General features: G+C 73.4%; 17 protein-coding genes. 12 read left to right on the top strand and 5 right to left on the bottom strand.

Annotated elements, in window-relative coordinates:
* Nucleotides 1–26 precede the first annotated feature (26 nt).
* From MRB58_RS24710 to MRB58_RS24675, 8 genes are all read left to right on the top strand, one after another.
* The gene (locus MRB58_RS24710; RefSeq protein ID WP_244782375.1) at nucleotides 27–1,220 is read left to right on the top strand and encodes a polysaccharide pyruvyl transferase family protein; all 1,194 of its coding nucleotides are present in this window, start codon (nucleotides 27–29) and stop codon (nucleotides 1,218–1,220) included.
* A gap of 167 nt (nucleotides 1,221–1,387) precedes the next feature.
* The gene (locus MRB58_RS24705) at nucleotides 1,388–2,620 is read left to right on the top strand and encodes a DegT/DnrJ/EryC1/StrS family aminotransferase (RefSeq protein ID WP_244782374.1); all 1,233 of its coding nucleotides are present in this window, start codon (nucleotides 1,388–1,390) and stop codon (nucleotides 2,618–2,620) included.
* The gene (locus MRB58_RS24700) at nucleotides 2,617–4,011 is read left to right on the top strand and encodes a DUF563 domain-containing protein (RefSeq protein ID WP_244782373.1); all 1,395 of its coding nucleotides are present in this window, start codon (nucleotides 2,617–2,619) and stop codon (nucleotides 4,009–4,011) included. The genes MRB58_RS24705 and MRB58_RS24700 overlap by 4 nt, the downstream gene beginning before the upstream one ends.
* On the top strand, nucleotides 4,008–4,685 hold the full coding sequence (locus tag MRB58_RS24695; protein ID WP_244782372.1) for an acetyltransferase: 678 nt from the start codon (nucleotides 4,008–4,010) through the stop codon (nucleotides 4,683–4,685). The genes MRB58_RS24700 and MRB58_RS24695 overlap by 4 nt, the downstream gene beginning before the upstream one ends.
* 14 nt (nucleotides 4,686–4,699) lie before the next feature.
* Nucleotides 4,700–5,809, top strand: coding sequence for a hypothetical protein (locus MRB58_RS24690; protein WP_244782371.1), 1,110 nt, complete (start codon nucleotides 4,700–4,702; stop codon nucleotides 5,807–5,809).
* On the top strand, nucleotides 5,802–6,731 hold the full coding sequence (locus MRB58_RS24685; protein WP_244782370.1) for a hypothetical protein: 930 nt from the start codon (nucleotides 5,802–5,804) through the stop codon (nucleotides 6,729–6,731). Before MRB58_RS24690 ends, MRB58_RS24685 begins: the two co-directional genes overlap by 8 nt.
* Nucleotides 6,728–7,396 (top strand): WbqC family protein, encoded by a 669-nt coding sequence (locus MRB58_RS24680; protein WP_244782369.1) that lies wholly within the window; start codon nucleotides 6,728–6,730, stop codon nucleotides 7,394–7,396. The genes MRB58_RS24685 and MRB58_RS24680 overlap by 4 nt, the downstream gene beginning before the upstream one ends.
* Nucleotides 7,393–8,199, top strand: coding sequence for a trans-aconitate 2-methyltransferase (locus tag MRB58_RS24675; protein ID WP_244782368.1), 807 nt, complete (start codon nucleotides 7,393–7,395; stop codon nucleotides 8,197–8,199). The genes MRB58_RS24680 and MRB58_RS24675 overlap by 4 nt, the downstream gene beginning before the upstream one ends.
* A 40-nt stretch (nucleotides 8,200–8,239) precedes the next feature.
* On the opposite strand, the gene MRB58_RS24670 is transcribed toward MRB58_RS24675, so the two are convergent.
* Genes MRB58_RS24670 through MRB58_RS24650 form a run of 5 tightly spaced genes read right to left on the bottom strand, consistent with a single transcriptional unit; the run spans nucleotide 8,240 to nucleotide 11,839 of the window.
* On the bottom strand, nucleotides 8,240–9,688 hold the full coding sequence (locus MRB58_RS24670) for a TonB family protein (RefSeq protein WP_244782367.1): 1,449 nt from the start codon (nucleotides 9,686–9,688) through the stop codon (nucleotides 8,240–8,242).
* Nucleotides 9,685–10,107, bottom strand: a complete 423-nt coding sequence (locus tag MRB58_RS24665) for a biopolymer transporter ExbD (protein ID WP_244782366.1) — start codon at nucleotides 10,105–10,107, stop codon at nucleotides 9,685–9,687. Before MRB58_RS24665 ends, MRB58_RS24670 begins: the two co-directional genes overlap by 4 nt.
* Nucleotides 10,104–10,565: a biopolymer transporter ExbD gene (locus MRB58_RS24660; RefSeq protein WP_244782365.1), complete on the bottom strand. Its 462-nt coding sequence runs from the start codon at nucleotides 10,563–10,565 to the stop codon at nucleotides 10,104–10,106. The genes MRB58_RS24665 and MRB58_RS24660 overlap by 4 nt, the downstream gene beginning before the upstream one ends.
* Nucleotides 10,562–11,296: a MotA/TolQ/ExbB proton channel family protein gene (locus MRB58_RS24655; protein WP_244782364.1), complete on the bottom strand. Its 735-nt coding sequence runs from the start codon at nucleotides 11,294–11,296 to the stop codon at nucleotides 10,562–10,564. Before MRB58_RS24655 ends, MRB58_RS24660 begins: the two co-directional genes overlap by 4 nt.
* Before the next feature lie 15 nt (nucleotides 11,297–11,311).
* The gene (locus MRB58_RS24650) at nucleotides 11,312–11,839 is read right to left on the bottom strand and encodes a hypothetical protein (protein ID WP_244782363.1); all 528 of its coding nucleotides are present in this window, start codon (nucleotides 11,837–11,839) and stop codon (nucleotides 11,312–11,314) included.
* A gap of 161 nt (nucleotides 11,840–12,000) precedes the next feature.
* Between MRB58_RS24650 and MRB58_RS24645 the strand changes: the two genes are divergently transcribed.
* From MRB58_RS24645 to clcA, 4 genes are all read left to right on the top strand, one after another.
* On the top strand, nucleotides 12,001–12,480 hold the full coding sequence (locus MRB58_RS24645) for an Rrf2 family transcriptional regulator (RefSeq protein WP_371747325.1): 480 nt from the start codon (nucleotides 12,001–12,003) through the stop codon (nucleotides 12,478–12,480).
* Between the two features lie 166 nt (nucleotides 12,481–12,646).
* Nucleotides 12,647–13,384 (top strand): endonuclease/exonuclease/phosphatase family protein, encoded by a 738-nt coding sequence (locus MRB58_RS24640; RefSeq protein WP_244782361.1) that lies wholly within the window; start codon nucleotides 12,647–12,649, stop codon nucleotides 13,382–13,384.
* The gene (gene cls, locus MRB58_RS24635) at nucleotides 13,381–14,808 is read left to right on the top strand and encodes a cardiolipin synthase (RefSeq protein WP_244782360.1); all 1,428 of its coding nucleotides are present in this window, start codon (nucleotides 13,381–13,383) and stop codon (nucleotides 14,806–14,808) included. Before MRB58_RS24640 ends, cls begins: the two co-directional genes overlap by 4 nt.
* A gap of 137 nt (nucleotides 14,809–14,945) precedes the next feature.
* Complete coding sequence (gene clcA, locus MRB58_RS24630) at nucleotides 14,946–16,439, top strand: H(+)/Cl(-) exchange transporter ClcA (RefSeq protein WP_244782359.1); 1,494 nt, start codon at nucleotides 14,946–14,948, stop codon at nucleotides 16,437–16,439.
* Nucleotides 16,440–16,695: the final 256 nt, after the last annotated feature.

The raw sequence follows: 16,695 nt of genomic DNA, 5'->3' as shown, positions 1-16,695 counted from the left end.
GGACGAAGGCGGGGCGAGAGAGTGCGATGAGTGAGCCGCTGGCCTTCATGGGGACGCCGGGCTATGTGCGCGACCCCGCCCGGTTCGACGTGCCGGGCCTGCTCGCGGTGCTGGGCGCCAACTCCGGCAACCTGATGTTCCAGTACGCCGCCACCCGGCTGCTGGCCGGGCCGCAGCGCCACGTCGGCCGCTCGGAGGTTCCCTACACCGACCCCAACGCCCTCGCCGGCGCCAAGTACGTCGTCGTGCCGGCCGCCAACCACCTGCGCCTCGGCGCCGACTGGACCGGCTTCTCCAACTTCCTGGAGCGCGCCCGCCGCCCGCTCATCGTCCTCGGCCTCGGCGCCCAGTCGCCCAAGCTCGGCGGCGAGCGCGAGACGGTCGAGGCGCTCAAGGCCGACCCCCAGGTCGCCCGCCTCGCCGCCGTCATCGCCGAGCGCGCCGCCTTCGTCTCGGTGCGGGGCGCCTTCTCGCAGACGGTCTGCGCCGAGTTCGGGATCGACGACGTCGAGGTGCTGGGCTGCCCCTCCGCCCTCCTCAACCCCGACCCGCGGGCCGGACGCGCCATGCAAACCAAGCTCGCCGCCCTCGCCGGAAGCCCCGAGATCCCGCTCTTCGGGCTGACGGCGGCCGCCCCGTTCGAGATCCAGCGCGAGCCGCACAAGCGCGCCCTCGAGAAGAAGCTCTTCGAGTGGCTGCGCGCCCGCGGCGGGCTCTACATCCAGCAGTCCGGCGGGCCGGAGGCGGTCTACGCCGCCGGGCGCAGCTGGGAGACGGTGCCGCCGGCGCTGCGCGGCACCATCAAGTCGGTGCTCCAGCCCGAGGCCGGCGACGACGAGTTCTGGAGCTTCATGGCCCGGCGCGGGCGCTTCTACACCAGCGCCCCGGAGTGGATGAAGGAGATGGCCGAGCTCAAGCTGATGATCGGCACGCGCCTGCACGGCAACATGGCGGCGATCGCGGCCGGCACGCCCGGCGTCGTCATCGCGCACGATTCGCGCACCGGCGAGCTCGCCGACACCATGCACCTGCCCGCGATCGACATGGAGGCGGTGATGGCCGCCTCGTCGATCGGCGAGATGCTGCCGCAGATCCGCTTCGACGGCGCCGCCTTCGACGCCTGGCGCGCGCGCACCGCCGCGACCCTGCGCGCACGCATGAGGGCGCTCGGCGTCGGCGTCTCGGCCCACCTGGAGCGCCTCGCCGCCGGCGCCGCATAAGCTCCCCCTCGACGCGGCGCAGCCCGCCGAACGGTCGCTGCGCGGTGCCCCCGGCCCCCGCTGGCGCCGCACGCGAGCAGCACTTAAACTCCACCTATAAGGTCCGCCCGCCGACGAAATCGATTAAGGGAGAACCTGATCGAGCGCGTGCGGGTGGGAGTATCGCGATGAGCCAATCCATACGACAGGCCGCCGTGACGTCGACGCCGAGCCCCAGCCTGGCGCAGGTGCAGTCGCCGCGCCTGCCGACGGCCGAGACGCTGCTGCCCTACCTCGCCCGCATCGACGAGACGCGCTGGTACTCCAACCGCGGCGAGCTGGTGCAGCGCCTGGAGCGGCGTCTCAACGCCCTCTTCAGCGGCGGGGCCAGCGAGGCGACGAGCCTCCTCGTCACCGCCTCCACCGGCAGCGCCGCCATCGAGGCGGCCGTGCTCGCCGCCGCCGGCCGGGCGACCCCGGAGCGGCCGCTGGCGCTGATGCCCTCCTACACCTTCGTCGCCACGGCGCTGTCGGTGATCCGCTGCGGCTACCGCCCCTACTTCGTCGACGTCGATCCCGAGACCTGGACCCTCGACCCGGACGCGATCGCCGCGCACCCGCACCTCGCCGAAGCCGGCCTCGTCATGCCCGTCACCGCCTACGGCCGCGTGCCGGACATGCGCGGCTGGGAGCGCGTCCATGCCGCCACGGGCGTCCCCGTCGTCGTCGACGCCGCGCCCGCCTTCGAGCCCTTCGTGCGCGACCCCGGCCTCGTCTCCGCCACCGTCCCCGCCGCGCTCTCCTTCCACGCGACCAAGTCCTTCTCGACCGCCGAGGGCGGGGCGGTGCTGTGGCGCGACGAGAGCCGGCTCTTCCAGGTGGCGCAGATCTCCTGCTTCGGCGTCACCGACCAGCGGCTGTGCCTGTTCGAGGGCTTCAACGGCAAGCTCAGCGAGTACCATGCCGCCATGGGCCTCGCCTGCCTCGACGAGTGGACCCGGCGCGAGGACGCCTATGCCCGCATCGCCGCGGCCTACCGCGGCGGCGACACCGCGCCCGACCAGGCCGGCACGATCGTCGCGACGCCCGAGGTGAGCGCCGCCTACGTCATCCTCGACAGCCCCAACGCGGCCGTCTCCCACCTCGCCGAGCAGCGCCTCGCCGCCCGCGGCATCGGCACGCGGCGCTGGTACGGGATGGGGCTGCACCGCCAGCCCGCCTTCGCCGACGCGCCGCACGACCCGCTCCCCGTCACCGAGGAGCTGACCCTGCGCCATCTGGGCCTTCCCGCCGCCATCGACTTGACGGACGAGGACATCGCCTTCGTCCTCCACACCCTCAACGGCAACCATGCCGGCGGCGGCGAGACGCGCATCGGCGCGACGGCCGGCACCACGCCGCGCCAACCGAGATACGGATGACCGACACGACCGACCACCCCGCACCCTCGCTCTCCCTCTCGCCGCAGGAGCAGGCCTTCCTCGCCAAGCTGCACGAGACCGCCGAGGCCGGGCGCCCCGTCCCGCTCCTGCACCTCCTCCAGGTGAAACGCGCCCTGAAGGCGGCCTCGCCCCTCGAGGAGGCCTTCGCACACTACCGCGCGCTGATGGGGCTCGGCCCCAACGTCGCCCTCGTGCGGCAGCGCATCGCGCCCTTCAGCGCCCTCACCGCCAGTCACGCCGAGACGGTCCACGTCCTCCATCCCGGCGGCGAAGAGGCCCGGCTCGACCCCTCGCCGATCGTCGGCGGCGAGGCGATGGCGGTCCCCATCGAGGGCCGCACCCGGCGCGTCGAGCTGGCGCTCTTCCGGGGCGCCACGGCGTTCTCGCGCACCTCGACGATCCGCCTCGCCGACGGCACCTTCCTGTTCGACTTCCAGGACGGCGAGATCGACCGCATGCCGATCGACAGCGCGTTCGACCCGGTCGTCTTCCACCGCGAGGGCGAGACCGTCCACGTCCTCGACGACCGGCGCCGCATGAGCGCGCTGGCGATCCCCGAGGCGATCTCGCTGATGGGGATCGACACGGTCTCCTTCGGCCACTGGATGGGCGAGGAGTTTTTGAAGTTCCTGTCGATCCGCGCCACGATCGACATCAAGGGCGTGCCCATCCTCCTCGACGCGGCGATGCCACGCCAGCACCGCCAGTCGATCGCCGCCTTCGTCGGCCAGCGCCACCCGATCATCGAGGTGCCGCGCAACATGCGCGTCGAGGTCGGCCGCCTCTGGGTGATGAACAACTGGATGTACAGTCCCAAGATCCTGACGACCGACGTCGGGGTCGACCCCAACGCCCTCGTCATGCCGGCCGGGCCGGTCGCCGACATCCTGCGCGCCGCGTTCGACGACCTGGAGACGCGCTTCGGCCGCGGCGAGGCGGCCGAGCCGGGGGGCGGCGAGAGGCTCTTCATCGCCCGCGACACCGCCCGTCACCGCGCCATCGTCAACCACGAGAGGGTCGCGGCGATCCTGGCGGCCGAGGGCTATGTCGAGACGCGGCCCGAGACCCTCTCCTTCCTCGACCAGTTCCGCCTCTACCGCCGCGCCGAGCGGGTCGTCGCCCAGACCGGCTCGGCCACCAACGGCATCGCCATGTGCCGTCCGGGCACGCGCGTCGCCCTCCTCAGCCATCCGGCGATGCCGCTGCAGGCGCTCTGGGCGCAGCCGCTCGCCGACATCGGCCTCGACATCGTCGCCCTCATCGGCCCCTTCGCCAGCCTCGACGACGTCTACCAGGACAAGTCGAGCTACCGGATCGACGAAGAGGCCCTGGCGGCGCTCCTGCACTCCCAGCTGAAAGTTCCCGCATGACCGATACCAAGACCGACGTCGTCCTGTTCGGGACCGGAATGGTCTCCGAGGTCATCTCCGTCTACCTGGACCGCTACAGCGACCTCAACGTCCTCGCCTACACCGTCGACCGGGACTTCCTGCCCGAGGGCGGCACCTTCAACGGCAAGCCCGCCGTTCCGTGGGACGAGATCGAGCGCCACTACCCGCCCGGCAGCGTCTCGCTGCTGGGGCCGCTCACCTACAAGGGGCTGAATTCGGTGCGGCGCGACCGCTATCTGGAGGGCAAGGCGAAGGGCTACGCGTTCGCCTCGTTCATCCACCCCGACTGCCACATCAACACCGACGCGATCGGCGAGCACTGCATCATCCTGGAGGCCAACATCATCCAGCCGTTCGCCTCGATCGGCGACAACGTGATCATCTGGAGCGGCAACCACATCGGCCACCACGTGAGCGTCGGCGACCACTGCTTCATCGCCTCGCAGGTGGGGATCGCGGGGGCGACGACGATCGGGCCGGAGTGCTATCTCGGCGGCCAGGCCGGCCTCGTCCACGGCATCACGCTGGGGGCGCGCTGCGCGGTGCTCAACGCCGCCGTGGTGAAGGCCAACCTGCCGGAGGGGTCGGTCGTCAGCGGCGAGGCGGCGCCGATCAAGCCCTTTCCCAGCAAGCGCATCGCCCACCTCCTCTGAAGCCGGATCCCCCGATGTCGACGACCTTGTGGCAGCTCACCTCGTGGCAGCTCACCGACCGCGCGCGCATCCTGGTGCCGCCTGCCGACAATCCCCGCTGGGTCAGCCACGCCCAGGCGCCCACGGTGCTCCCCCTCGCCACCGAGAGCGGTGCCGAGATCTGGCGCGTCTTCGTCGGCGGGCGCGACGCTCACAACGTCAGCCGCATCTTCGCCGTCGACGTGACGCCGCCCGGCGTCCCGCAGGAGGGCTCGGCCCCGCCCGGCGACGCCTACGACCCTGCGACGCTCTCGGGCGTCGCGCAGGACGACGCCACCCCCTACGACATGCGCGTGGTCGACATCCGTCCCGAGCCGGTGCTGGACGTCGGCGCCCCGGGCACGTTCGACGAGCACGGCATCGGCCCCGGCACCGCCATCCGCGACGGGGGGCGCATCTTCCTCTATTACATGGGCCTCAGCCGGCGGGACGACGTGCCCTACCGCCCCGGCATCGGCCTCGCCGTCAGCGACGACGGCGGCGTCACCTTCACCCGCCTCACCGACGCGCCGATCCTCGCCCCCTCGCCGCACATCCCCCTCGGCGCGGCGCTGCCGACCGTGTTCCGCACGAATGGGGGATCGGGCGAGGGCGGATCGGGCGAGGGATGGGGCATGTGGTTCTCGCGCTTCACCGAGTGGGCCTGCGTGGAGGGCAAGCCCGAGCCCGTCTACGACCTCCTCTACGCCGCATCGCCCGACGGCATCGCCTGGACCATCGAGCCGAGCGCCACCGTCCCCCTCGCCGGCGGCGAGGAAGGCGGGCTGGTGCGCGCCGCCGTCCACCGCACGCCGGCGGGCTGGCTGATGCTCTTCGCCGCCCGCGGCCGCGAGGGCTTCCGCGAGGACGCCGCCGCGCGCTATCGCCTCGTCGCCGCGACCTCGCCGGACGGGCTGCACTTCACCCGCGGCGCCGAACCGCCGGTGCTGACGCCGCCCCCCGAGCCCGGCGCCTGGGACCACGACATGCAGGCCTACCCGCAGATCGTCACCCATGCCGGTCGCACGCTCGTCCTCTACAACGGCAACGGCTTCGGCCGGGACGGCTTCGGCGCCGCCCTCCTGCAGCCGAGCACCGATGGCTGAGCCCGTCGCATCGACGACCCTCGTCTCGATCGTCGCCGTGAAGGACGACCTCGAGGTGACCGGCCCTGCGGTGAGGAACCGCCTCGCCGTCGGCTTCGACCGCGTGGTGGTGGTGATGGTGGAGCCGTCGGCCGCGATGCGCGCCCTCGCCCCGGCGCTGGAGCGGATCGGGGCGGAGGGGGCCGTGCGCGTCGTCGTCATGGAGCGGCTCGACGCGGCGGACGACTTCCTCTCCTTCGCCGCCGAGCCGATGCGCACCATCCTGGCCGAGACCCGGCCCGACTGGCTGCTGATCTCGGACGCCGACGAGTTCGTCCTCACCGCCCGGCCCGACCTGCACACCCTCCCCGAGCTCGCCGGCGAGGAGCCGCTCAACCTGCCGCGCTACAACTACGCCCGCCAGCGCGGCGAGAGCAGCGCGGCGATGCTGGAGCGCCTCGCCGCGCGCACCGCCGTCCCCCTCGTCGCCGAGCGCGAGCACGCGGTGGTGGACGGGCGGCTCGACCCCGCCCGGCGCTGGTCCGAGCACCGCATCTCGCCGCGGCCGATCTTCCGCCCGCGCGCCGCGGTGCGGTTCGACGTCGGCGCGCACCGCCTCGTCGGCGCCGACGGGACGCTGCGCAAGGCGGTGATGGCGAAGGGGCTGCTCCTGGCGCACCTGCCGTTCACCACCTACGAGCGGTTCGCCCGCAAGGTGGAGAACGTGCGCGCCCACCTCGCGGACCTTCCCGAGGTGCACGCCCGCACCGCCGCGCACTGGAAGCACTGGGTGGAGTGCCTGGAGGCCGGTCGCCTGGAGGACGAGTTCGCCCGCGAGGCCTATGCCGCGGACGAGTTCGCCGCGCGCACCGCCGGCGGCGCCATCGCCCTGCCGGACGCGCTCTTCGCCCGCCTCGCCGCCGGCGACCGGAGGGTGCGGTGAGGGTCGCGGTGATGCAGCCCTACTTCTACCCCTACATGGGCTATTTCCGGCTGATCGCGGCGGTCGACCTGTTCGTCCTGTTCGACTGCGTGCAGTTCCCGCGCCGCGGCCGCGTCCACCGCACCGAGGTGCCGGACCACGCCGGCGCGCGGCGCTGGCTGACCCTGCCGCTCGCACGCCAGCCACAGGAGACCCGGATCGACGCGCTCGCCTTCGCCGAGGGCGCCCGCGCCACCTTCGACGCCCGCCTCGCCGAGGTGGCCTGTCTGGCGCCGCCCGCCGCGGGGCCGCCGGAAGTCGCCGCCGCGCTCGCCTCGCCCCTCGACACGCCGGCCGACTACGTGGTGCGCAACCTCGAGGCCACGGCGGCCGCGCTGGGGGTCGCGACGCCGATGGTCCGTTCGTCCACCTTCCAGCTGCCCGAGACGGTGCGCCAGGCCGAGCGGATCGCCACGATCGCGCGCCGGGTCGGGGCGACGCGCTACCTCAACTCGCCGGGCGGCCGCGGCCTCTATTCGGCCGAGTTCTTCGCCGGACATGGCCTGGCGCTCGAATTCCTGGCGCCCTACGAGGGCCCCCACGTGATGATGCTGGAGAGCCTGTGGACCGCCCCGCCCGGCGCCCTCGCCGCGGACGCCGCCGCCGCGCGCGTGGAGCCGGCATGAGCGGCCGGCCGCGGGACGAGAACATGAGCGGCCGGCCGCGGGACGAGAACATGAGCGGCCGGCCGCGGGACGAGAACATGAGCGGCCGGCCGCGGGACGAGAACGCGAGCGGACGGCCGCGGGGGGAGGACGCGAGCGGGGGCGACGGGGGCCGCCGAGAGCAGAGCCCCGAGGCGATCGCCCGCTACTACGACGCCGCCCTGGAGCGGCACGGGGACACCGCGGAGGGCGCCGGATGGCCCAACGAAGCCGACCGCGTCAAACGCTTCGACATCATGGCGGGGCTCGCCGGCGACCGCCTCGCCGCCTCCACCTTGTGCGACGTCGCCTGCGGCACCGGCGCCTTCCTCTCCCACCTCGAGGCGACGGGCCGTGCCCCGGCCGGCTACCTGGGCGTCGACATCTCCCCGAGCGCCATCGCCGAGGCCAGGGCCAAGCTTCCCGGCGCGACCTTCCTGGTGCGCGATATCCTCGCCGCCCCGGACCCGGCGCTGCCGCAGCCGTTCGACTACATCGTCCTCAACGGCCTCTTCACGGTGCGGGCCGAGGTGAGCGAGGCGGCGATGTGGGACTTCATGACGGCGTGCCTGGCGCGGCTGTGGCCGTTCGCGCGGCGCGGCATGGCCTTCAACGTCATGTCCGCGGTCGTCGACTGGACCCGCGACGACCTCTTCCACGTCCCGCAGGACGCGTTGTGCGCCGAGCTCTTCCGCCTCGCCGGCCGCCGCGTCGTGCTGCGCAACGACTACGACCTCTACGAATATACCGCCTACGTGTTTCGCGACCCCGTGTCGGGGCGCTGAGCCGCGCCGTCGGGCCTGCGCCGGCTGCCGCCGGTCGCGCTCAGCGGACCGACAGGGGGACGGTGAAGGACAGGCTGGCCCGCGCGATGTCGCTCGGGAAGGCCGGGAAGCGCAGCCGCACCGCCGAGAGGGCCGCACGGTCCACCGCCGCATTGCCCGACCGGCGGACCAGGCGCGCCCCGCTGACCCGGCCGTTGCGGCCGATCGTCAGCGCCACCGTCGCCGAGCCCGTGCCGCTGCGGCCCGCCGCCTGACGGAAGGCGCCGGCGATGCGCGAGCGGACCGCCTGGGCGTAGGCCGCCTCGGCCTGCCCGCTGCGCCGCCCGCCCGACCGTGCCGGCCGGCTCTGCGTGCGCGTCGGGGTGGGCGAGGCCTGCTGCGTGCGCGCCGTCTGTCGCCGCCGGGCGGTCGCCGCGGCCGCCGCCTGGCGCGCCTCTTCGGCCTGGCGGGCCTGTTCGGCCACCAGCTGATCCTGCGAGCGCTTCAGCGCCACTGCCCGCGCCTTGCTGGCAAGCGGATGTCGCATCGGCGTCGGCATCGCCTCCAGCGCGTCGGCCTGCTCCGCCGAGAAGGTCGGCGTCCGGGCGTCCGGCGGCGGGCGCCGCGTCGGGAACGGGATCGTCGGGTCGGCCGGCCCGGTCTCCTGCGGCACCGCGGCCACCTCCGGGAGGGTCTCCGGCTCGCTCACCGCCTCCGGCTCGGCCGTCGCGGCGATCGGCGCGCCCACCTCGGGGACGGCCATCGCCAGCTCGGGCGCCACCTCGGGCGGCACCTCGGGCGGAAGGGCCTCGGCGACCTCCTCCACCATCTCGGGTGTCTCCGGCGGGGTCTCGGCGGCCTCCTCCGGCATGTCTTCCTCGGGGGCCTCTCGCGGCGTCTCGGGCACCACGGCGGCCATCTCCACCGGCGCGGCCTGGGCGGGGGGCGGGATCTCGGCCGGGGGCGGGGTCTCGGCCTCCACCGCGGCCGCCTCGACGGGCTCGGCCGGCGCCGCGTCCACCGTCTCCTGGACGGTCTCCTGAACCGTCTCCTCGACCGTCTCCTGAACGGTTTCCCGGGCGACCTCCTGGGTGGGGGCCTCCGGCAGCGCCTCGGGCTCGGCCGGGGCGGCGGTCTCGGCGATCTCGGCCGGGGCAGCGATCTCGGCCGGGGCGGCCTGGGCGGGCGGCGCCTCCTCGGCGGCCTCCTCGACCGGCGCTGCCTCCTCCGGCGGGGGGGCCTGCGCGTCGGGCGCCTCGGCCTCCTCGACCTCCATGGCGTCCTGCGACTGCGCCTCGACGGCACCGGCCTCCTCGGCCTCCTCGGCGGCCTCGGTGCGCTCCTCGTCTTCCATGTTCTCGATCGTCGTCGGCGCCAGCACGATCGGCACCGGGGTCGATTCGGAAGGCGGCGGCGCCGTCTCCTCGACCGACAGGAAGGCCGCCACGGCGACGTGCGCCGTCAGCGACAGGACGAACGCCACCAGCCATATGCGCGAGGTCAGCCTCATGCGCCCCCTCCCGGCCGGCGGGTCAGAATGCGGATCGGCCGCGCGCTCGCCTGGCGCAGCTCGGCCAGCCGGGCGAGCAGGAGGCTCGCCTCCAGCGTGCGGTCCGGCACCACGACGATCGCCTGCCCCTGCGCCAACCCGTCGCCCTCGATCTTCGCCAGCGCGGCCGGCGCGTCCATCACCGTGCCGGCGACCCGGATGGCGCCCGACGCGTCGACATAGATCGCCTGCGGGTCGAGCGCGGCCGGGTCGAAGGCCTCGGCGGTCGCGAGATCGACGGTCGCGTCGCGCGGGGCCGACAGGGTGCCCGCTACCAGGAAGAAGACCAGCAGCAGGAAGACCACGTTGATGAGCGGGATGGTGCTCTCGCGCTCCTCCTTGTGGCGCCGCGGGGCGCCCAGACGGCGCCGGCGCATCATGGCCGCGCCTCCGCGCCCGGCGCCGGCGCACCGGGGTTGCCTCCGGCAGCGGCGGAAGAGGCGGCGGCGGGAGCGGCGCCGCCGGCGAGGATCACCGGCATCGGACCCGCCTCGAGCAGCGCCAGCACGTCGACGAGGTCCTGCACCGCGCTGCCGGTCTCGGCCGTCAGCACCAGCCGCGTCGTGCCGCCCGCGCTCAGCGCGTCCAGCGCGCCGACCAGGGCGTCCTGCGTCAGCCGCTCGCCGTTGAGCGCCAGCGTGCCGTCACCGGCGAGCTTCAGGAGCGCGGCGGTGCCCGTGGAGGCGCCGCCCTGCGCCGCCCCCGCCGAGGCCACCTCCACTTCGTTGAAGCGCAGGAAGGTCGACGACAGCATGAAGAACAGGAGCAGCAGGAAGATGACGTCGATCAGCGGCGTCAGGGGCAGACGCCGCCGTCGCCGCGCCGGCATCCGGATCATCGCGGGACGGTCGTCAGTCCGCTCGGCGCGGCGTGGGGGCGCTGGTAGAGCGGGGCCGTCCCGGAGGCGTCCGCCGCCTCGGCGGCCTCGGCGCTGGCGCCGTTGAAGACGTCGGCGATCAGCGCGCCGAGCGCGACCTCCTCGTTCTCCAGCCGCCCGTCGAACCAGGAGGCGAGGACCGAGGCGGGCATCGCCACCGCGAGGCCGACGGCCGTCGTCAGGAGCGCCACCCAGATGCCGCCGGCGAGAATCGACGGGTCGACCGCCGCGCCCGCCCCTTCGAGCGCGCGGAAGGCCTCGATCATGCCCAGCACGGTGCCGAAGAGGCCCAGCAGCGGCGAGATCTGCGCGATCGTGTCGAGCAGGCCGGTATAGCGCTTGAGCTGGTGCAGGCGCAGCACCGCGTAGCTCTCGGTGCCGTCGCGCGCCGCGGCCGGGTCCTGCCGCTCCGCCGCGTCGATTGCGAAGCGCACCACCGCCGCGCTCAGCGTGCCGGACGCGCGCTTGAGCGCCCCGCCGACGTCGCCGCGCGCATAGAGCCGGATCGCCTCGCGGGCCCGGCCGTGGCGGCCGATGCCGGCGCCGGCGAACTGCACCGCCTTGGCGATCGCCACCGCGACCGCCACCACCGACAGCACCAACAGGAGCGCCACCACGGGCCCGCCGAGCGCGAGCACGTCGATGATGCCGCCGAACTCCGTAGCCCCCAGCGTGTCGAGGATCCGGCCCATGATCGCCTCCATCGGTTAAAGCCCGAACGCGATGTCGGCGTCCGACCGGGCCGACAGTGCGCGCAGGCACGCCAGCGCGGTCAGCTCGCCGCCCTCGCAGCGCACCACGTCGTTGACGAGCACGCGGCCGATCTCCTCGCACGGCGTCTCGGCGAGGTCGAACTGCTTCACGCGGGTCTTGCCTTCGAGCAGCATGCCGAAGCTGAAGCGCAGCAACTGCGACAGCCCGCCGTCGCTGCCGAAGACGGCCAGCTCCAGGCCGAGATCCTCGATCTCGGCGCCCATGTCGTTGCGCACCACGAAGGAGAGGCGGCAAGCCTCCCCGCTCGGCGCCAGGCTGTTGAGGGCGAGGGCGAGGGCGGGCCGGGCGGCCTCCGACGGCACGGCGTCGCTCGAAGCGGCGTCGGTCGAGGTGGCGTCGCTCGAGGTGGCGGTGACTTGCGTGTCCTGCGCCAGCGCCGGGCGCGGCGCGATCAGAGCCGGGGCGAAGGCCGAAAGGGCAAGACAAACGGCCGCCAGTCGAACGGAAAACGGGAAAGACATGATGGTCGTCCGTGCAAGAGGAACCCCCGCTGCGCCGGGGCGATGGGTGTCCAGTGGGCGTGCGGGGCGCGCGGCAAAGTTGACTATTCGAGACAAGTGCCGAGCGCAAGGCGACCCGTTTGCTATTGGTCCATATTGATTTGGACAAATTCTAAGGATAGATGCCGTGGATGCGGTTCACGGATCAGACTCGTTACGCACTTCAAGTCCTCACATATTGTGCGGAACGACACCCAGATCTTGTGCAGGTGAGCGCGATCGCGGCCGACACGGACCTGACCGAGTACACCATCTACAAGCTCCTGAAGATCGCCACGAAAGAGGGGATCATCGCCTCCACGCGCGGCCGCGGCGGGGGCATCCGCCTCGCCCGCGATCCGCACCGGATTACCGTCGGCTCCGTCATCCGCATGTTCGAGCCGCGCTTCCGCGAATGCGCCCCCGCCTCCATGATGCGGGCCTCCGACGACCCCCGCGAGGCCCGTACCCGCGACGCCGACATGCGTCTCGATAGCGCACTGGGCGCCGGCATCCGCGCCGTGCTCGACACCTACGACGCCATCACCCTGATCGACCTGATGGACGACGGCGCCCGCCGCCACGATGCCGGCGATGCAAACGAAAATGGCCCTGCCGCATAACCACGCGAGGACGGCGAGACCGGGGCGGCGCCCCTGGATGTGGGCCGGCGGGACGGACGGCCCGCCCCCGGGCGAGGACGGCGCGTTTCGGACCGCCCGGACCGCGCAGCGCTGGCGGCGGGCGACGAACGCGCCACATCTCTCCTCCAGCATGGAGGGACGGCGGATGCGCCTTCGGGTCGCCACCTACAATATTCGCAAGTGCGTCGGGCTCGACTGGCGGCGCAAGCCCGAGCGCGTCATCGGCGTGATCGACGACCTCGGCGCCGACGTCGTCGCCCTGCAGGAGGCCGACAAGCGCTTCGGCAAGCGCCTCGCCGCCCTCTCCCACGCCCACCTCACCGACACCGCGTGGACCCCCGCCCCCCTCGCCTTGCACGACGGCGGCATCGGCTGGCACGGCAACGCCATCCTGGTGCGCGAGGGGGTGGAGATCGAGGCGACGCACCGCATCGAGCTGCCCACCCTGGAGCCGCGCGGCGCCGTCGCGGCGGACCTGGTGGTGAACGGCCAGCGGCTGCGCGTCGTCGGCGCCCACCTCGGGCTGACGGGGGGCATGCGCGTGCGTCAGGCGCACCGCATCGTCGCCGCGCTCGGCGAGCTGGAGCCACGCCCGACCGTCATCATGGGCGACATGAACAACTGGCAGCAGGCGACCGGGTGCATCGCCGTGTTCGCCGAGCGCTACCACCTCGTACCGCCGCAGCCGACCTTCCACGCCACCCGCCCCGTCGCCGCGCTCGACCGCCTCGCCGTCAGCGAGGACGTCGAGGTGCTGGAGCAGGGCGTGCTGCGCGAGGGCGCGGCCCGCCGCGCCTCGGACCACCTGCCGCTGTGGGCCGACCTGAAGGTGAAAGGCTCGATCCTCGCCGCCGTCGCGGCCGTGGCGACGGGGGCCGCATGAGCCTCGTCTTCTGGGGCGGGCTCGTCGCCGCCCTCCACGCCGCGGCGGTGCTCGCCGGGGTGGTCGCCGCCATCAAGGCCGCGCAGCACGCCCATACCGCGCAAGGGGCCGTCGCCTGGGCGATCGCGCTCATCATGATGCCGTGGATCGCGCTGCCGGCCTACCTCTTCATCGGCCCGCCGCGCCCCGGCGCCTTCGAGAACGACCAGGCCACGCTGCGCGCCGACGCCTATGCCGGCCTCTTCGCCGGGGCGATCCCGGACGAGGCGATCGCCCCGGTCTCGCCCACCTGGCGCGTGCTGGAGCGCTTCGCGCCGACGCCGATCCTCTATTCGGGGCCGCCGCGGCTCCTGATCGACGGCGACCAGGTGTTCGAGGCGGTGTTCGACCTCATCGCCGCCGCCAAGCGCCACATCGTCGTGCAGTTCTACATCTTCCGCGACGACGGGCTCGGCCGGCGCCTGCACGAGGCGCTGGTGCGCCGCGCCCGCGAGGGTGTCGACGTGCGTGTCATCTACGACGGCATCGGCGCCCGCAACGTGCCGGGTACCTACTGGGACGGGCTGCGCGAGGCGGGCGTCGGGGTGCAGGAGTTCCACCTCATCCGCCGCCTGCCGAAGATGCTGCGGCTCAACTACCGCAACCACCGCAAGCTGGTGGCCGCGGACGGGCGCATCGCGATCGTCGGCGGCCCGAACGTTGCGGACGAATATCTCGGCCTCGACCCCGCCTTCGGCGACTGGCGCGACACGGCCGTGGAGATCACCGGGCCGGCCGCGCACGTGGCGCAGGCGGCCTTCGACGTCGACTGGCTGTGGGCGGGGGGGGCGCCGTGCGCCCGCGAGGCCGCCCCGCCTTCGCCCGAGGACGAGCTGACGACCCCGGTGCTGATGCTCCCCACCGGGCCGGCCGACACGCTGCCGGCCTGCTCGCTGACGCTGATGCACCTCATCGTCTCGGCCACGAGCCGGCTGTGGCTGACGACGCCCTACTTCGTGCCGGACCTCGACGTCCTGTCGGCGCTGAAGCTGGCGGCGCTGAAGGGGGTGGACGTGCGGGTGATGATCCCCGACCGGCCCGACCACACCATCGTCTGGCTGGCCGGCTTCGCCTATGCCGACGAGATCACCCGGGCGGGGGTGAAGCTCTACCGCTACCAGGCCGGGTTCATGCACCAGAAGGTGATGCTGGTGGACGACCACGTGTCGGCGATCGGCACGGTGAACTTCGACAACCGCTCGCTGCACCTCAACTTCGAGAACACGGCGATCCTCTTCGACATGGACTTCGCCACCGAGACGGCGGCGATGCTGGAGGCCGACTTCGCCCGCAGCAAGCTCGTCAACGAGGAGGGTTATGCGGCCTTCTCGCCGGTCGTGCGCATGCTGGCCCCGGCGACGCGGCTGCTGGCGCCGCTGCTGTGAGCGCGCCGACCGCACAGGCGCGGCCGGGAGGGCCGTTGCCGGAGGCTCGGGCGCCGGTGTAGCCAGGGGAACACCCTTCCGCTGCCGGCCGCGCAGCCCTTCTCCCGACACGACGACGGGCAATCACAGGCGACGAGATGGAGCCGACCCCTTCGCACGAGGCCGAGCCGAGCCCGAGCGGCGATCTGCCTTTTTATGTCCTCGCCGTCCTCGTCGGGGCCATCACCGGCGTCATCGGCACGCTGCTGCACGTCGCCGTCGACGCGGCGCTGCGCTGGCCGGCGGCGCTGCAGCGCGCCCTCGACGACGGCATCGCCTGGCCGCAGGGGCTGAGCCTCGTCGGCGCCGGGATCGACGCGCTGCTCGCCGGACCGCGGGCGCTGCAGCGCCTCCTGGGCGGGGCCGGGCATGTCGACCTCGGGGCCTCCGGCGGGGTCGCCGTCCTGGCGGCGGGGCTGATCGCGGCCGTCCTGGTGGTGCTGTCGGTGATGATCGTGCGCGCCTTCGCGCCGGAGGCGGGCGGCTCGGGCGTGCAGGAGATCGAGGGCGCGATGGAGGGCCGGCGCCCGGTGCGCTGGCGCCGCATCCTGCCGGTGAAGTTCTTCGGCGGGCTGCTGGCGCTGGGTTCGGGCCTCGTCGCCGGGCGGGAGGGGCCGACGATCCACATGGGCTCGTCGATCGCGGCGGCCGCGTCGGAGACCTTCGGGGTGCGCGGGCGCGACGGCCGCGGCCTGCTGGCGGCGGGCGCGGCGGCGGGGCTGGCCGCGGCCTTCAGCGCGCCGCTCGCCTCCATCCTCTTCGTCATCGAGGAGACCCGGCGGCAGTTCCCCTACTGCGTCAAGACCTACTCCGGCGTGATGCTGGCCGCGGTCGCCAGCGGCGTCGTCACCGAGGCGATGACCGGCCGCCAGCCCTTCATGCTGGTGGACGTGCCGCAGATGCCGCTGGGGCTGCTGCCGGCCTTCGCCGGGCTGGGGGTGCTGCTGGGGGTCGTCGGCGTCGTCTTCAACCGCGTGCTGGTCTGGTCGATGGACGCCGCGCTCGGCGTCGGCCGACATGTGTCGTTCTACCTCGTGCCGGCGGTCGTGGGCTTTGCCGTGGGCGTCCTCCTCATGGTGCTGCCGGAGGCGACGATGGGCGGGGAGACGCTCGCCGTCTCGCTGATGCGCGAGAACCTGCCGCTGACGACGCTCGCGATCGTCGTGCTGGTGCGCTTCGTCATGACGATGGCGAGTTACGCGACCGGGGCACCGGGGGGCATCTTCGCCCCCATCCTGGCGCTGGCGACGGCGATCGGGCTGCTCTACGGGCTGGTGCTCGACCTCGGCGTGACGCTGCCGCCGGGGGCGCTGCCGGCGTTCGCGGTGGCGGCGATGGGGGGGCTGTTCTCGGCGACGGTGCGCGCGCCGCTGGTCGGGGTGGTGCTGATCGCCGAGCTGACGGGCGACTATGGCGCCTTCGTGCCGGCGATCGTGACGTGCCTGTTCGCCAACCTCGTCGCCGACCGGCTCGGCGGGCGGCCGATCTACGAGGTGCTGCTGGAGCGCACCCTGCGCCTCGCCGGCGACGCGCCGGCGGCCGCGGCGGACGCCAGGAAGACGCGCCAGCTCGGCGGCTGGGACCAGCGCTGACCCGCCCGCAAGGGCGGTCCGCCGGGTCCCGGACGATCCGCGGCCGGGAAGCCATGCGGCGAGCGCGTGGTGGACCTGCGCCCGATCCGCGTGGCAGACCCGCAGGCGGACATGCGAGCGGGCACGCGGGCGGCCCCCGATGTGGACATGTGAAGGGAACGTGCGACGGGGACATGTGACGGGGGGACATGCGACGAGGACGCGCGAACCGCACCCCTTGATGACGCGAAGAGGTATCGTCTTCTATTCTCATGGT

This window comes from Acuticoccus sp. I52.16.1, assembly GCF_022865125.1.
Classification (GTDB): Bacteria; Pseudomonadota; Alphaproteobacteria; order Rhizobiales; family Amorphaceae; genus Acuticoccus.
This window is presented reverse-complemented; position numbering and strand designations above follow the sequence as displayed.

Coding starts and splice junctions, on each gene's coding strand:
- MRB58_RS24670 (WP_244782367.1), bottom strand. CDS start 9,688: ATGAGGCTGACCTCGCGCATATGGCTGGTGGCGTTCGTCCTGTCGCTG.
- clcA (WP_244782359.1), top strand. CDS start 14,946: ATGGAGCCGACCCCTTCGCACGAGGCCGAGCCGAGCCCGAGCGGCGAT.
- cls (WP_244782360.1), top strand. CDS start 13,381: ATGAGCCTCGTCTTCTGGGGCGGGCTCGTCGCCGCCCTCCACGCCGCG.
- MRB58_RS24705 (WP_244782374.1), top strand. CDS start 1,388: ATGAGCCAATCCATACGACAGGCCGCCGTGACGTCGACGCCGAGCCCC.
- MRB58_RS24645 (WP_371747325.1), top strand. CDS start 12,001: ATGCCGTGGATGCGGTTCACGGATCAGACTCGTTACGCACTTCAAGTC.
- MRB58_RS24665 (WP_244782366.1), bottom strand. CDS start 10,107: ATGATGCGCCGGCGCCGTCTGGGCGCCCCGCGGCGCCACAAGGAGGAG.
- MRB58_RS24650 (WP_244782363.1), bottom strand. CDS start 11,839: ATGTCTTTCCCGTTTTCCGTTCGACTGGCGGCCGTTTGTCTTGCCCTT.
- MRB58_RS24710 (WP_244782375.1), top strand. CDS start 27: ATGAGTGAGCCGCTGGCCTTCATGGGGACGCCGGGCTATGTGCGCGAC.
- MRB58_RS24690 (WP_244782371.1), top strand. CDS start 4,700: ATGTCGACGACCTTGTGGCAGCTCACCTCGTGGCAGCTCACCGACCGC.
- MRB58_RS24675 (WP_244782368.1), top strand. CDS start 7,393: ATGAGCGGCCGGCCGCGGGACGAGAACATGAGCGGCCGGCCGCGGGAC.
- MRB58_RS24640 (WP_244782361.1), top strand. CDS start 12,647: ATGCGCCTTCGGGTCGCCACCTACAATATTCGCAAGTGCGTCGGGCTC.
- MRB58_RS24685 (WP_244782370.1), top strand. CDS start 5,802: ATGGCTGAGCCCGTCGCATCGACGACCCTCGTCTCGATCGTCGCCGTG.
- MRB58_RS24655 (WP_244782364.1), bottom strand. CDS start 11,296: ATGGGCCGGATCCTCGACACGCTGGGGGCTACGGAGTTCGGCGGCATC.
- MRB58_RS24660 (WP_244782365.1), bottom strand. CDS start 10,565: ATGATCCGGATGCCGGCGCGGCGACGGCGGCGTCTGCCCCTGACGCCG.
- MRB58_RS24700 (WP_244782373.1), top strand. CDS start 2,617: ATGACCGACACGACCGACCACCCCGCACCCTCGCTCTCCCTCTCGCCG.
- MRB58_RS24695 (WP_244782372.1), top strand. CDS start 4,008: ATGACCGATACCAAGACCGACGTCGTCCTGTTCGGGACCGGAATGGTC.